Below are 14,367 nucleotides of genomic sequence, written 5' to 3'. Positions count from 1 at the left end.
CCCCTCACGAAAGGAGCACTCGTGCTCGCATTCCCCGACGGCTTCCTGTGGGGCGCCGCGACAGCGGCCCACCAGGTGGAGGGCAACAACACCACGAGCAACTGGTGGGCGATGGAACACGCGCCCGGCTCGCCCATGGTGGAGCCCTCCGGCGACGCCGCCGACCACTTCCACCGCTACCCGGAGGACATGCGGCTGCTCGCCGACGCCGGGCTGAACTCCTACCGGTTCTCGGTGGAGTGGGCGCGGATCGAGCCCGAGCGCGGCTTCGTCTCCCGGGCGATGCTCGACCACTACCGGCGCATGATCGACACGGCGCGTGAGAACGGGCTCGACCCCACGGTCACGCTCATGCACTTCACGGTGCCGCAGTGGTTCCAGGAGGACGGCTTCTGGCGCGCCGACGACGCGGTCGACCTGTTCGCCCGCTACGTGGAGACCGTGCTGCCGATCCTCGACGGGATCGACTACGTGTGCACCATCAACGAGCCGAACATCGCCGCGATGCTGGCCGGGGGAGAGGACGCGGCGAACCTCGTCGCCTACGGCCTCCCGAACCCCGACCTCGCCGTCGCCGACACGCTGCTCGATGCGCACCACCGTGCCACCGAGATCCTGCACTCGGTACCGGGAGTCAAAGCCGGATGGACGATCGCCACGCAGGCGTTCCACTCCACCGGTGAGCCCGGCGCCGACGAGATGCTCGCCGCGTACGGCGACCCGCGCGACCACTGGTACCTCGACCAGTCGGCCGGCGACGACTTCGTCGGCGTGCAGGCCTACACCCGCACCTTCATCGGCCCCGAGGGTCCGCGACCGGTGTCGGCGGACGTGGAGACCACGCTCACCGGCTGGGAGTTCTTCCCCGAGGCGCTCGAGATGGGCGTGCGCAGCGCCTGGGAGCGGAGCGGCGGAGTGCCCGTGCTCGTGACCGAGAACGGCATCGCGACCGCCGACGACACCCGTCGCATCGCCTACACGCAGGGTGCGCTCGAAGGACTGCACCGCGCGATCTCCGATGGCATCGACGTGCGCGCCTACCAGCACTGGAGTGCCCTGGACAACTACGAGTGGGCCAGCGGCTTCCGTCCCACGTTCGGCCTCATCGGCTTCGACCATGAGACCTTCGTGCGTTCGCCGAAGCCGTCGCTGGCGTGGCTCGGAGAGGTCGCGCGCCGCAACGGTCTCTGAGAACGCAGAGCCGACCCCGCCACGGATGCGCCCCCGGCATCCGTGGCGGGGTTACCCTCGGGTCATGACGCACGCGATGCACGCGACGCCGGGCGAAGAGACACGGGGAGACACCCTCCGGTCGGCTGCCGCCGGTCTGAGCGCGTCGTTCCTGGCCGTCGGCCTGGCGGAGCTCGTCGCCGCGGTGGTCGAGCCGAGCGCGAGCCCGTTCGCCGTGATCGGGAGTGGGCTCATCGACCTCGCGCCGAGCTGGGCGAAGGACACCGCCATCGCGCTGTTCGGCACCGGGGACAAGGCGGCCCTGATCGTGGGCATCGCCCTCGTGCTCGTCGTCGTCGCCGCATTCGCCGGGATACTGGAGCGCAGACGATCCGGTCTCGGGGCGGTGATCCTGGGGGCGCTCGGTGCGCTCGCCGTCGTCGCGGCGATGATCCGGCCCGGTGCGGGCCCGTTCGCCTGGCTGCCCGGTCTCCTCGCGGGTCTCGTCGCGGTGATCGCGCTGCGCCTCCTCGTCGCTCGACTGCGTCCGGTCGCGGGCCTGCGACCCGACGATGAGGACCGGAGGCGGTTCCTCCTGTGGACCGCCGGAGTCGCCGCAGCGGGCGCGGTCGCCCTCATCGTCGGAAACGTCGCGCGCGGTGCGAGCCGATCGATCGAGGCGGTCCGCGACGCCCTGCAGCTGCCCCGGGCGGCACGTGCGGCAGCGGCGGTCCCTGCCGGTGCGGAGCTGGCGATCCCCGGCCTCGCTCCTGTCGTGACCCCGAACGTGGAGTTCTACCGCATCGACACCGCGCTGATCGTGCCGCAGGTCGACCCCGCCGACTGGTCGCTGCGCATCCACGGGATGGTCGACCGCGAGGTGGAGATCACCTGGGACGAACTGCTCGCGATGCCGATGCAGGAGTCGGACGTGACGCTCGCCTGCGTGTCGAACGAGGTCGGCGGATCGCTGATCGGCAACGCCCGCTGGCTGGGCCTGCCGGTTCGGGAGCTGCTCGCACGAGCGGGGGTCGACGCCGACGCCGACATGGTGCTCTCGACCTCGGCCGACGGCTTCACGGCCTCGACGCCGATCGAGGCGCTCACCGATGATCGCGACGCCCTGCTCGCGATCGGCATGAACGGCGAGCCGCTGCCGATCGAGCACGGCTTCCCGGTGCGGATGGTGGTGCCCGGACTCTACGGCTACGTCTCGGCCACGAAGTGGGTCACGCAGCTGGAGGTGACGCGGTTCGACCGTGCCAAGGCGTACTGGACGACGCGGGGGTGGTCGGATCGCGGACCCATCAAGCTGCAGTCGCGCATCGACGTCCCGCGTCGCGGCCAGTCGATCCCCGCGGGGAAAGCGGTCATCGCGGGAATGGCTTGGCAGCAGCACGTCGGCATCGCCGGGGTCGAGGTGCGCATCGACGACGGTCCGTGGCGTGCTGCGGAGCTCGCGACCGCCATCTCCGCCGACACCTGGGTGCAGTGGAGCCTCGATTGGACGGCGGAGAGTGGCGCGCACACCGTCGAATGCCGGGCGCTCAGTGTCGACGGCGAGACGCAGACATCGGATCCGGCAGCCCCCGCGCCCGACGGTGCGCAGGGATGGCATCGCATCGACGTGTCGGTGGCGTGAGCGCGGGGCGGGGCCTGCGTGCGAACGGCGTAACCACCCGCGGTATCCCACCTAGAATTGCTCCATGCCCGCAGGCGAATCCTTCTACATCACCACGCCCATCTACTACCCCTCTGATGTGCCTCACATCGGCCACGGGTACACCACGGTGGCCGTCGACACGCTCGCACGGTGGCACCGCCAGGCGGGGGATGACACCTGGATGCTCACGGGCACCGACGAGCACGGTCAGAAGATGCTGCGGGCCGCGGCGGCGAACAACGTCACCCCGCAGGAGTGGGTCGACAAGCTCGTCAGCGAGAGCTGGTTCCCGCTGCTGACGACGCTCGACGTCGCCAACGACGACTTCATCCGCACCACGCAGGAGCGCCACGAGACGAACGTGCAGACGTTCTTCCAGCGCCTGTACGACCGCGGCTACATCTACGCGGGCGAGTACGAGGCGCTCTACTGTGTGGGCTGCGAGGAGTTCAAGCCCGAGTCGGAGATCGTCGACGGCACCGGTCCCTTCGAGGGGCTGAAGGTCTGCGCGATCCACTCGAAGCCGCTGGAGCTGCTGCAGGAGAAGAACTACTTCTTCAAGCTGAGCGAGTTCCAGGACCGTCTGCTCGAGCTGTACAAGACGCAGCCCGACTTCGTGCGCCCCGACTCGGCGCGCAACGAGGTCGTGTCGTTCGTGAGTCAGGGCCTCAAGGACCTATCGATCTCGCGTTCGACCTTCGACTGGGGCATTCCGCTGCCGTGGGACGAGTCGCACGTCATCTACGTGTGGGTCGATGCGCTGCTGAACTACGCCACGGCCGTCGGCTACGGCTCCGACGAGGAGACGTTCGAGCGCCGTTGGCCCGCGTACCACGTGGTCGGCAAGGACATCCTGCGCTTCCACGCCGTGATCTGGCCCGCCCTGCTGATGGCTGCCGGCCTCGACGTGCCCAAGGGTGTGTTCGCGCACGGCTGGCTGCTCGTCGGCGGCGAGAAGATGTCGAAGTCGAAGCTCACCGGCATCGCGCCGACCGAGATCACCGACGTCTTCGGCTCGGACGCGTACCGCTTCTACTTCCTCTCGGCGATCGCCTTCGGTCAGGACGGCTCCTTCTCGTGGGAAGACCTGTCCGCCCGCTACCAGGCCGAGCTCGCGAACGGCTTCGGCAACCTCGCCTCGCGCACCACCGCGATGATCGAGAAGTACTTCGAGGGCGTCGTGCCGCCCGCGGCCGAGTACACCGAGAAGGACCTCGCTATCCAGAAGATCGTGGCGGACGCGGCGACGAATGCGGATGCGTCCATCGCGCAGTTCCGCATCGACGAGGCGATCTCGGCGATCTGGACGATCGTCGACGCGCTGAACGGCTACATCACCGTGAACGAGCCGTGGGCGCTGGCCAAGCAGGCGAACAGCGGAGACGAGGACCAGCGCGCGCGACTCGGCACCGTGCTGTACACCTGCGCCGAGGGCCTGCGTGCGCTCGCGGTGCTGCTGTCGCCCGTGATGCCGCAGTCGACCGAGAAGCTCTGGATCGCCCTGGGCGCCGCCGAGACCCTGGGCCGTCTGCAGGACCAGCCGATCCGCGAGGCCGGAGCTTGGGGTGTGCTGCGCCCCGGCACCAGCGTCAACGGCCTCGCGCCGCTGTTCCCGCGGGTGGAGCCCACGGCCTGAGCCGAGGTCTGAACCACATGGCCGATACGTACGTGCGTGAGCGCTCGGGCGACGGACGCAAGGATCTGAAGTATCCGTCCGCACCCGAGCCGCTGACGGTTCCGGTGTACGACAACCATGCGCACCTGGAGATCCTCGACGGAGACGAGCCGCTGTCGCTGACCGAGCAACTCGACCGCGCGGCGGCCGTCGGCATCGCCGGGGTCGTGCAGGCCTCGGGTGACATCGAGTCGTCGCGGTGGGCGGTCGAGGCTGCGGCATCCGACTCTCGCGTGCTCGCCGCCGTCGCCATCCACCCGAACGATGCGCCGACCTATGCCGAGCAAGGGCGTCTGGGCGGTGTCGGTCTGGATGAGGCGATCGCGGTGATCGACGAGCTCGCCGCACACCCTCGCACCCGGGCGATCGGCGAGACGGGGCTCGACTTCTTCCGCACCGAGCCCGAGCGCCGGGCGCCGCAGTTCGAGTCGTTCGAGGCGCACATCGCCCTCGCGAAGAAGCACGGCATCGCGATGCAGATCCACGACCGCGATGCGCACGACGCGGTGCTGGAGACGCTCGCCCGTGTCGGCGCCCCGGAGCGCACGGTGTTCCACTGCTTCTCGGGCGACGACGCCATGGCTCGTGTCTGCGCTGACGCGGGGTACCACCTGTCGTTCGCCGGCAATGTGACGTTCAAGAACGCCCAGAACCTGCGCGACGCGCTGCAGGTCACCCCTCTCGATCGCATCCTGGTCGAGACCGATGCCCCGTTCCTCACGCCGGTACCGCTGCGCGGCCGCCCGAATGCGCCCTACCTCGTGCCGATCACGGTGCGCTTCATGGCCGCAGAGCTCGGCATCGACGTGGATGAGCTGTGCGTCCAGCTCGCCGAGAACACCCTGCGGGTCTACGGCTCGTTCGACTCCTGAGGCTCGTTCGCCGACTGACTCTCGGGTTCCACGTCTTCGGGTCGGGTCTCGGCGACCGGCTTGGCCGACACGATCTGCGAGATGGGCTTCCACACCAGCAGCAGCGTGAGCGCGGCGCCGACGAACGCGAACCACCAGGGAGCCGTGAGCCCCCACACCTGGGCGATCACGCCCCCGAGTGCCTGCCCCACGACCATGCCGCCGAACACCCCGACCATGTTCACCGACGCCACCCGGCCCTGCAGCTCGGCGGGGACCAGTCGCTGCCGGACGGTCGTGGAGATCGTGCCCCACACGAACGCGTAGGCGCCGAAGAAGAACATGATGATCAGGGCGACCCAGCCCGCGGTGGTGAGGGCGAACGAGAGATGCATGAGCACCTCGAGCGACAGCACCACGCGCATCAGCGTCGCGAAGGAGACGTGCCGCTCCAACCAGCCGAAGCTGAGGGTGGCGAGGATGCCGCCCGCCGCTGACGCGGTCGTGAGGGCTCCGTAGCCGACCGCGCCCATGTGCAGATGCTCGGTCGCGTAGAGCACGAGCACGCCCCAGGGAGCCGCCCACGTGATGTTGAACACCAGGATGATGAGCACCAGCATGCGCACCGGAGGGTTGCGCCAGAGCCAGCGGAGCCCCTCGGCGATGTCGGTGTGCACGGGCGGGTGGGTGTCGCTCTCTCGCGGCGGGACCGGTGTCTTCGCCATGCGCGAGATGAGTACGACAGCGAAGCTCACGCACACGACTTCGAGCAGGAACGGCCAGGCAGTGCCGGCAGCGAACAGGAACGCGCCCAGCGGAGGGCCGGCGAACTGGTTCGCGACGAGGTATCCGGCCTGCAGTCGCGCGTTGCCGATGCCGAGGTCGGCGGGCTTCACGAGCATGGGCAGCAGCGTGCTGCCCGCCGTGTCGACGAAGACCTCGGCGGTTCCGTAGAGGAAAGCGACGGCGAGCACGATCCAGATGTTCGCGACACCCGTGACCAGGAAGACGCACAGCGCGAGGAGGACGACAGCTCTGGCGGCGTTGGCGAACATGACCAGGCGTCGACGGTCGAAGCGGTCGGCGATCGCCCCCGCGTGCAGGCCGAACAGCAGCCAGGGGAGGAACTGCAGGATCGCGCCGGCGGCCACCAGGATCGGCGACGAGGTCATCGACGCGATGAGCAGCGGAGCGGCCGCGAGCGCGACGCCGTCGCCGACATTGCTCGTCCACGACGACGCGAGCAGCCAGCGGAAGTCTCGGCCCATGCGGCGGGGCGCGACGAGTTCACCGAGGGAGGGCACCAGAGAAGACTACTGACGGCGGGGGACATCGGGTTGGTGGGGGAGAATGGGGGGATGACCGTCACCCTGCTCGGCGCCACCGAGATCCGCCGCCTCGCCGCCGAGCTCGACGTCACCCCGACGAAGAAGCTCGGCCAGAACTTCGTCACCGACGCGAACACCGTCCGCAAGATCGTGCAGGCGGCCCGCGTGCAGCCGCACGAGCGCGTGGTCGAGGTCGGTCCGGGGCTCGGCTCGCTGACTCTCGCGATCCTGGAGACCGGCGCATCCGTCACGGCCGTCGAGATCGACCACCGTCTCGCGGCACGCCTTGCGCAGACCGCCGCGATGCACGGCGTCGAGGCCGACCGGCTCACGGTCGTCGACGCGGATGCGCTGCGCATCACCGAGCTGCCGGGCGAACCCACCGTGCTGGTGGCGAACCTGCCGTACAACGTCTCGGTGCCGGTGCTGCTGCACTTCCTCGAGAACTTCGCCTACCTGCAGCGCGGTGTCGTGATGGTCCAGGCCGAGGTCGCCGAGCGGTTGGCCGCGAAGCCGGGCTCGAAGATCTACGGTTCGCCCAGCGTCAAGGCCGCCTGGTACGGCGAGTGGAAGCTCTCGGGCACCGTATCCCGTCAGGTGTTCTGGCCGGTGCCGAACGTCGACAGCCTGCTGGTGGGGTTCGACCGGTCTGAGGGGGAGCGGGGCACGGAGGACGAGCGCCGCCGGACTTTCCAGATCGTCGATGCGGCCTTCAACCAGCGGCGCAAGATGCTCCGCCAGGCGCTGTCCGGGATCTTCGGCAGCTCTGCCGCGGCCTCCGAGGTGCTGATCGCCGCGGGTGTGGCGCCGACGGCTCGCGGGGAGGACCTCACGGTCGAGGACTACCAGCGCATCGCGCAGCATGCGGCAGCCGCGGAGAGCGCGGCTGAGGCTCTCGCTGACGACGTCGCCCCCACCCAGTAATCTGGCACCGTGACCGACTCTCCGCGCTTCCGTCCCGATGTCCCCGAGCTGCACCGTCCGTATGCCGCGGACGAGAGCCGCTATCAGCAGTTCGCCTACCGGCAGGTGGGCGCGTCCGGCCTGTATCTGCCCCCGATCTCGCTCGGTCTGTGGTGGAACTTCGGCGACAACATCCCGCTCGACAACCAGCGCGCCCTGCTGCGCCATGCGTTCGACCGCGGCATCACCCACTTCGACCTGGCGAACAACTACGGTCCGCCCTACGGCTCGGCCGAGAAGAACTTCGGTCGCATCTTCGCCGAAGACCTCCGTCCGTACCGCGACGAGCTGATCATCTCGTCGAAGGCCGGCTGGGACATGTGGCCCGGCCCGTACGGCGACTTCGCGAGCCGCAAGTACATCCTCGCCAGCGCCGAGCAGTCTCTGACGCGCATGGGCCTCGACTACGTCGACATCTTCTACTCGCACCGGGTCGACCCCGTGACCCCGATCGCCGAGACGGTCGGCGCGCTCGACACCCTCGTGCGTCAGGGCAAGGCGCTCTACGTGGGCATCTCCTCCTACAGTGCGGAGCGCACGGCAGAGGCCGTCGCCGTCGCGAAGGATCTGGGCACGCCGCTGGTCATCCACCAGCCGGCGTACTCGATCCTGAACCGCTGGGTCGAAGACGGACTGACCGACACCCTCGAGCAGTCGGGCCTGGGCGCGATCGCGTTCACCCCGCTGGCGCAGGGACTGCTCACCGACAAGTACCTCGGAGACGGCACGGCCGAGCGTGCGCAGAAGCGCGGCTCACTGCCGGAGGGCCGGCTCACCGATGAGGCCGTGCAGACGCTGCGCTCGCTGAACGAGGTCGCGCAGGGCCGCGGCCAGTCGCTGGCGCAGCTCGCGCTGCAGTGGACGCTGCGCAACCCCGTGGTCGCCTCTGCACTGATCGGCGCCTCGCGTCCTGAGCAGCTCGACGAGAACATCGCGGCCGTGAACGGTCCCGCCTTCACGGCCGAGGAGCTCGCCCGCATCGACGAGCTCGCGGGCGCCATCGACGTCAACCTGTGGGCGAAGTCCTCGGAGCTGTGACCCGATCATGAGCCACGCCGCGTTCACCGATTCCGTGCACGTGCGCGCCCCGGGGAAGATCAACGTCTTCCTCGGGGTCGGCGGGCGGCATGACGACGGCTACCACGCGCTGGCGACGGTCTTCCAGGCGGTCTCCCTCTATGAGGATGTGATCGCGCGCCCGGCCGACGACTTCTCGGTGACGGTCTCCGGTGTGGAAGACATCGACTCGGTTCCGCTCGATGACCGCAACCTCGCGATGCGCGCGGCCAAGCTGCTGGCCGTGGCCGTGGATCACCGGGGCGGAGTCGCCCTCGAGATCCGCAAGAGCGTGCCCGTGGCCGGCGGCATGGGCGGAGGGTCGGCGGATGCCGCGGCAGCCCTGGTCGCCTGCGATGCGCTGTGGGGCACCGGACTGTCGCAGACGCGGCTGCATGACCTCGCCGCTCGCCTCGGCGCCGATGTGCCGTTCGCGCTGCACGGTGGCACGGCGGTCGGTACCGGGCGTGGCGATCAGCTCAATCCTGCGCTCGCACGCGGTCGCTTCGACTGGATCCTGGTACCCAGCGCGCAGGGTCTCTCGACGCCCGTCGTGTACGAGCGCCTCGATCTGCTGCGCGAGGAGGAGGGTGCTCTCGCCGACGACCCGCCGCTGTCGCTCGACGTGCCGATCCCGGTGCTGCAGGCGCTGCGCTCCGGAGATCCCGTCCAGCTCGCCGAGACGCTCTTCAACGATCTGCAGGCCGCGGCGCTGTACGAGCGCCCCGACCTCGCGGAGACGATCCGGCAGGGTGTCGCGGCCGGCGCGCTGCAGGGCATCGTCTCCGGTTCCGGACCCACGGTGGCCCTCCTCTGCCCCGACCCCGAGACAGCGCAGGACGTGCAGTCCTCCCTGCGTGAGATCGGACTCGACCCGCTCCACGTGCACGGGCCCGTGCCGGGCGCGCGCATCATCGGCTGATCTCCCTCCTCTGCATCGGTGCGCGCGGTTCATCCGGTGTTCATCGATTCCTGTGATCGGTAGTCGTGACGCCTGAATAGCCTGGCGTCAGGACCACAACGCACGAGTTCACAGGAGGAGTGATCATGGGACTGTTCAACAGGAAGTCGTCGCAGGACCGTCAGGAAGAGGCTCTACAGATGGCCGACGACATCGCCGCGGGCCGGGGCTTCATGGGCAAGATGACCCAGGCGTTCATGGGGAGCGAGTTCACCGAGGCCATGCAGCAGGCGACCTCGTCGATCCACCAGGCCGAGCACGTGGCGGCGCTGCGGGCGGCCGGGGTGCCCACGCAGGCGGCGACGGTGCTCGGGCTGCAGGACACGGGGCAGACCATCAACGACAACCCTCACGTCGTGCTCACTCTGCAGCTCGGCGCGCAGGCGGTCGCGTTGCAGGCGCTCGTCTCGCGGCTGGAGATCCCGCGGGTGGGGGAGCAGGTACTGGTCATGAACGACCCGCAGAGCGGCGCGCTGCTCTACGCCGGACTCGCACCCCGGGCCTGAGGGCTCGGGCCGAGACCTCTCTGGAGACCGCTACTCCGCCTGCAGCAGTGCGCTCACCCGGTACGGGATGACTTCGCGCAGGAACAGGCTCGTCGAGGTGCGGAGGATGCCGGGGCACAGGCGCACGACCTCGGCCACGCGGTAGAGGTCTTCGGGGCTCTTCGCGACGACGCGCAGCAGCAGGTCGGTGTCGCCGGCGGGGGCGAAGCACTCCAGCACCTCGGGGACCCGGCTGAGCGCGTCGATCGCGGCGGTGATCTGATGCTGATCGAGCTCGACCAGGATCGAGGCCGCGACACCGCGACCCAGCGCCTGCGGGAGGATGCGGGAGCTGTGCGCACGCAGATAGCCACCCGACTCGAGACGGTCGAGCCGAGCGTGCACGGTGCCGCGGGCGAGACCGAGGTCCTGAGCGATCAGGGCGACCGGGCGCCGCGGGTCGCCGTCGAGGACCGTGAGGATTCTCCGGTCGGTCTCGTCGAGGTTGGCCATATCGATCACCGTCGCCTTCGTCGCGGGGGTCTGATTGGTCGGATCGATCAATCAGAATCAACTCTATGGTCTGAATGATCGTCCTGTGGTGGAATCAGTGTCAGATACGCAGGATGTCGGCCACGAGCGGACACCACGCGCACTCGACCGCCGGGCCACGAGCCGCACGAGCCGGGTGCAGACGGCGACGGGCCACGAGCCTCAGCCTGCTCCGCCCTTCGGGGCGGGGTGGGAGTCTCTCAACGTATCGGCTCGGGAACCCTGGTGTCTGTAGGCCGAAGAGGGGACTGCGGCACGGAATCTCTTGCCAATAGGTTGTGCCCATGAATCGATTGCCGCGCCGCAGAGGCGCATCCTCTCCCCGTTCGACTCGTTTCGTTCCTGCTTTCCTGGCCGCTCTCACCATCGCAGCCGCCACCCTGGTGCCCGCTGCCGCCGCCGTAGCCGCAGACGGGTTCGTCTCACCCGTCGGCGGGCATGTCGCGGATGTCGTCGGCGGATGTCCCGCAGGGAGTCGCCCGGCGCACGAGGGCGTGGACATCAACCAGAACGGGAACACGAACGTGTACGCCGCGGCCGGCGGGACGGTGGCGACGGCGATCAATTCGAACTCGAACGTCGGATACGGCACTCAGGTCGTCATCACTCACCCCGGCGGCTACACGACCCGCTACGCCCACATGGTCTACGGCTCGGTCACACTGACGCCAGGGACTCCGGTGAATCAGGGGGCTCTCCTGGGTCGCGTGGGGAGCACGGGCAACAGCACGGGCGCGCACATGCACTTCGAGATCAGGCAGAACGGCACCAACATCACCAACCAGTACTTCTGGTGCGGTCAGCCGAACGTCACCGCGCTCCAGCCTCTCGGTGCCGGTCCGGTGAATCCGACCGGAGTCCACGCGGCCCCGACGGCGATCATCGACTCGAACGACCGCATCTCCCTGTATGCGATCCGGTCCGATGGCAACCTCTGGGGAACAAGTCAGGCCAGCGCGGGGAGCTCCTTCGGCGCATGGCAGCTTCTCGGCTCCGCACCGGGCAACCTCGTCGGGCGCCCCGCGGTGATTCAACTGGCCGGAGACCAGATCGCGATCTACGCACGGACGTCGGGTGGCACGATTCTCGGGACGAACCAGGTCGCAGCCGGCGGATCCTTCAACGCCTGGACGACCATCGGGACGAACGGCGCGGGGATCGCCAGCGACCCCGTCGCTGTCCAGGTGGACAGCGGAGCGATCGGTGTCTATGCCATGACCGATGCGGGCTACGTGGCCGGAACTTCTCAGAGCGGCCCCGGAGGCGCATTCAGTTCGTGGGTCGCCATCGGCAGCACCACCACCGTGCTCGGAGGGCGGCCTGCGCTGGTGCATCTCGCGGATGATCGCCTCATGTTCTTCGCGAAGTCGGCGGACGGGTTCGTCCACGGGACCGAGCAGCAGGCGCCGGGAGGTTCCTTCGCATCGTGGAGCGCGGTGGGTGCGGGCGGTGCTCAGATCAACTCGGAGCCGACCGCAGTGAACGACCAGGGCCGCGTGACGGTGTACGCGGCGGCCGGCTCGACCGTGTCCAGCGTGACTCAGAGCACCCCGGGCGGGGCATTCGGCGCGTGGATGAATCTCGGCTCCGGCCCGTCCACCTTGGCCGGCGCTACCCCATTCGCGATCGTCGGCGGCGGATATCACTCGGTGTACACGATCGGAGGCGATCGAGTCATGTGGGGGACGAGCATCCTGAGCCCGCCGAGCGCAGCCGCCGGCTGGTCTCAGATCGGCAGTGGTTCGCTTCTGTCCACGGTGCCTGTAGGGATCCGTACCGCCGCCGGCGTGAACTGCATCTATGCCGCGACCAACGGAGCCGTCGTCGGCACGTGCCAGTCGGGCCCCGGAGGTACCTTCGGAACGTGGTCGACGATGTAGGAGCATCGGCGCCGTCACGTCCCCGCGAACGTCTCAACAGATGGTCGCGGGGACGTGCCCCTGTCTGCCGTTGCGTGGGACTCGTCAGTCGCGGGGCACGAGCAGACGCAGCTGCACCATGGCCGAGAATCGGGCTTCCGGGTCGGTCAGATCGAGTCCGCTGATCTCCGACAGGCGACGTAGTCGGTATCGGAAGGTGTTGGGGTGCGTGTAGACCCGTGCCGCAGCCACCGCGACATCCCCGAAGGCATCGAGCCAGGCCCGCAGCGTCTCCACCAGATGCGTGCCCTTCTCCCGGTCCTGCGCCAGCAGCTGCGCGACGGGACCGGTGGGCTGATCTCCCCGGGCGCGGACGAGGTCGCCGAGTTCGACCAGCAGCGCCTCCATCTGCACGGCGGTGAAGCGCGCCACCGGCTCGCGCGACGGTGCCTGGAGGACCACACGGAGGGCACGGTCGGCGTTCGCGCGCGATGACGGGATACCTGCCGCGGCATCCGCCACCGTCCCGACGCCGATGCGGATCTCGCTCGTCGCGCCGAGTCGGCCGAGGAAGTCGGTCGCGACACGGGCGGCGCGGCTGTCCGCATCGCTGTGCTCCGCGCCGGAGTCGGTGTCGCCCTGCTCCGGGCGGATGCCCACGACGGCGTACACGACGTTGCCGATCACGGCCACGGCCGAGCGGAGGTACACGGCGCCCAGGTGCACGGCGAAGGCGTCGGCGATCCGCTGCCTCTCCGCCACTCCGCGGGCTCCGGCGGACGGCTCGTCGTCGACCTCCTCCGCGGCGGACAGTGCGAGCACCACGCACCGGTGGTCGCTCAGACGCAGCCGTGCCGTGGCATCCGCAGCCCCCGGTCCTCCCTCGAGGATCGTCGCGAGCAGGTCGGCGCGCAGTCGGCGCTCGACGTCGGCACCGGCCCGCAAGCGCAGCATGTGCAGGGCGACCAGGCCGGCGGAGTCCTTCAGCGCGCGCACACGGTCGGGGGAGAGGGGCTCCTGCACAGCGGCCCAGATCGACCCGAGGATCTCATCGCCCGCGCGCACCGCCAGCGCCACGCGGGGGAAGGAGGGGAGGCCCTCGGTGTTGAGCACCGGACCGACGTCGATCGGATCCTCGCTGCGGTACAGCTCCTGGAACACGCCTCTCTCCTCGAGCTGCCGGGCGAACCGCTCGGGCACCTGCCGTCCGAGGACCGTCTCGATACGTGCCGGGTCCGCCTCGTGCTGTCGCCCCGAGAACGCGACGACCCGGGAGTTGCGGTCCTCGATCGTGACCGGAGCGTTCAGCAGGGTGGCGATCGCGTTGGCGAGCGCGAAGAGGTCGCCCGACGGCATCCCGCCCAGCGTCGTGGCGCCCTGGTCGCCGACGTCGCCCTCCGCGATGAGCGACCGCAGCATCGCCGCCAGCTGCGCCCACGAAGCCCCTCGGGTGAGGGCGAGGACCGGGATGCCGGTGGCCTCTGCGGCATCCCGCACCGGTTGCTCGGCCCGCACCGGAGCGCGCAGCACGAGGGCGGAGGCATGCTGGGCGGCGAGGGTCTGCAGCAGCTCGGCGATCTCGTCGGGGTCGCTCAGCCCGACGCCGAGGACGAGTGCACCGCGCATCGGCATCGCGTCGTCGAGGACGTCGTGGATGACGACCGTCTCGATCTCGGCGTCGTCGTCGGCTGCACCGCTCACCACCTCGAGCAGGGTGTTGCCGAGGTCTTCGATCACCCGGCCGAGGCTGGCGCGGGGCCTGGTCGTCACGGACATGAGCACAGGGCCCAGAGTAGGGGGCGGC

Annotated in this window: 12 protein-coding genes; 9 read left to right on the top strand and 3 right to left on the bottom strand. The window is 69.4% G+C overall.

What is annotated here, in order from left to right; all coding sequences use genetic code 11:
• Positions 1–21: 21 nt before the first annotated feature.
• From ACFVWL_RS00925 to ACFVWL_RS00910, 4 genes are all read left to right on the top strand, one after another.
• Positions 22–1,191 carry a glycoside hydrolase family 1 protein gene (locus ACFVWL_RS00925; protein WP_387177451.1) on the top strand — a complete coding sequence of 390 codons (1,170 nt, stop codon included), beginning with the start codon at positions 22–24 and terminating at the stop codon, positions 1,189–1,191.
• A gap of 64 nt (positions 1,192–1,255) precedes the next feature.
• The gene (locus ACFVWL_RS00920) at positions 1,256–2,812 is read left to right on the top strand and encodes a molybdopterin-dependent oxidoreductase (protein ID WP_387177449.1); all 1,557 of its coding nucleotides are present in this window, start codon (positions 1,256–1,258) and stop codon (positions 2,810–2,812) included.
• Between the two features lie 64 nt (positions 2,813–2,876).
• Entirely contained in the window at positions 2,877–4,469 is a 1,593-nt protein-coding gene (metG, locus tag ACFVWL_RS00915) for a methionine--tRNA ligase (protein ID WP_387177447.1), read from the top strand.
• A 17-nt stretch (positions 4,470–4,486) separates the two neighbouring features.
• Positions 4,487–5,380 (top strand): TatD family hydrolase, encoded by an 894-nt coding sequence (locus ACFVWL_RS00910; RefSeq protein WP_387177445.1) that lies wholly within the window; start codon positions 4,487–4,489, stop codon positions 5,378–5,380.
• Here ACFVWL_RS00910 and ACFVWL_RS00905 read toward each other — a convergent pair.
• Complete coding sequence (locus tag ACFVWL_RS00905) at positions 5,359–6,663, bottom strand: MFS transporter (RefSeq protein ID WP_387177443.1); 1,305 nt, start codon at positions 6,661–6,663, stop codon at positions 5,359–5,361. The two genes, ACFVWL_RS00910 and ACFVWL_RS00905, sit on opposite strands and share 22 nt — an antisense overlap.
• A 54-nt stretch (positions 6,664–6,717) precedes the next feature.
• On the opposite strand from ACFVWL_RS00905, the gene rsmA reads away from it, so the two are divergent.
• The 4 genes from rsmA to ACFVWL_RS00885 all read left to right on the top strand — a co-directional run bounded on the left by rsmA (position 6,718) and on the right by ACFVWL_RS00885 (position 10,173).
• Entirely contained in the window at positions 6,718–7,611 is an 894-nt protein-coding gene (gene rsmA, locus ACFVWL_RS00900; protein WP_387177441.1) for a 16S rRNA (adenine(1518)-N(6)/adenine(1519)-N(6))-dimethyltransferase RsmA, read from the top strand.
• Between the two features lie 9 nt (positions 7,612–7,620).
• Complete coding sequence (mgrA, locus tag ACFVWL_RS00895) at positions 7,621–8,688, top strand: L-glyceraldehyde 3-phosphate reductase (RefSeq protein ID WP_387177439.1); 1,068 nt, start codon at positions 7,621–7,623, stop codon at positions 8,686–8,688.
• Positions 8,689–8,695: 7 nt separating this feature from the next.
• Entirely contained in the window at positions 8,696–9,628 is a 933-nt protein-coding gene (locus tag ACFVWL_RS00890) for a 4-(cytidine 5'-diphospho)-2-C-methyl-D-erythritol kinase (RefSeq protein WP_387177437.1), read from the top strand.
• 125 nt (positions 9,629–9,753) lie between these two features.
• A complete protein-coding gene (locus ACFVWL_RS00885) occupies positions 9,754–10,173 on the top strand; it encodes a hypothetical protein (RefSeq protein ID WP_387177435.1) in 420 nt (139 codons plus the stop codon).
• A gap of 30 nt (positions 10,174–10,203) precedes the next feature.
• Here ACFVWL_RS00885 and ACFVWL_RS00880 read toward each other — a convergent pair whose 3' ends face one another.
• Positions 10,204–10,665 carry an Lrp/AsnC family transcriptional regulator gene (locus tag ACFVWL_RS00880; protein ID WP_387180890.1) on the bottom strand — a complete coding sequence of 154 codons (462 nt, stop codon included), beginning with the start codon at positions 10,663–10,665 and terminating at the stop codon, positions 10,204–10,206.
• A 323-nt stretch (positions 10,666–10,988) separates the two neighbouring features.
• Between ACFVWL_RS00880 and ACFVWL_RS00875 the strand changes: the two genes are divergently transcribed.
• Complete coding sequence (locus ACFVWL_RS00875) at positions 10,989–12,584, top strand: peptidoglycan DD-metalloendopeptidase family protein (RefSeq protein ID WP_387177433.1); 1,596 nt, start codon at positions 10,989–10,991, stop codon at positions 12,582–12,584.
• A gap of 84 nt (positions 12,585–12,668) precedes the next feature.
• Here the strand turns inward: ACFVWL_RS00875 and ACFVWL_RS00870 are convergent, their stop codons facing one another.
• Positions 12,669–14,339, bottom strand: a complete 1,671-nt coding sequence (locus ACFVWL_RS00870; RefSeq protein WP_387180887.1) for a helix-turn-helix domain-containing protein — start codon at positions 14,337–14,339, stop codon at positions 12,669–12,671.
• Between the last annotated feature and the right edge of the window lie 28 nt (positions 14,340–14,367).

The sequence above is a fragment of the Microbacterium sp. NPDC058269 genome, assembly GCF_042881445.1.
In the GTDB taxonomy this organism is placed as follows: domain Bacteria; phylum Actinomycetota; class Actinomycetes; order Actinomycetales; family Microbacteriaceae; genus Microbacterium.
Note: the sequence above shows the minus strand (reverse complement) of the source record. Positions and strands in the feature narration are given on the sequence as shown.

Excerpts from the sequence above, each read along its gene's own strand:
- ACFVWL_RS00885 (WP_387177435.1), top strand. The coding sequence starts at position 9,754 with ATGGGACTGTTCAACAGGAAGTCGTCGCAGGACCGTCAGGAAGAGGCT.
- rsmA (WP_387177441.1), top strand. The coding sequence starts at position 6,718 with ATGACCGTCACCCTGCTCGGCGCCACCGAGATCCGCCGCCTCGCCGCC.
- ACFVWL_RS00920 (WP_387177449.1), top strand. The coding sequence starts at position 1,256 with ATGACGCACGCGATGCACGCGACGCCGGGCGAAGAGACACGGGGAGAC.
- ACFVWL_RS00875 (WP_387177433.1), top strand. The coding sequence starts at position 10,989 with ATGAATCGATTGCCGCGCCGCAGAGGCGCATCCTCTCCCCGTTCGACT.
- ACFVWL_RS00910 (WP_387177445.1), top strand. The coding sequence starts at position 4,487 with ATGGCCGATACGTACGTGCGTGAGCGCTCGGGCGACGGACGCAAGGAT.
- ACFVWL_RS00890 (WP_387177437.1), top strand. The coding sequence starts at position 8,696 with ATGAGCCACGCCGCGTTCACCGATTCCGTGCACGTGCGCGCCCCGGGG.
- ACFVWL_RS00880 (WP_387180890.1), bottom strand. The coding sequence starts at position 10,665 with ATGGCCAACCTCGACGAGACCGACCGGAGAATCCTCACGGTCCTCGAC.
- ACFVWL_RS00870 (WP_387180887.1), bottom strand. The coding sequence starts at position 14,339 with ATGTCCGTGACGACCAGGCCCCGCGCCAGCCTCGGCCGGGTGATCGAA.
- metG (WP_387177447.1), top strand. The coding sequence starts at position 2,877 with ATGCCCGCAGGCGAATCCTTCTACATCACCACGCCCATCTACTACCCC.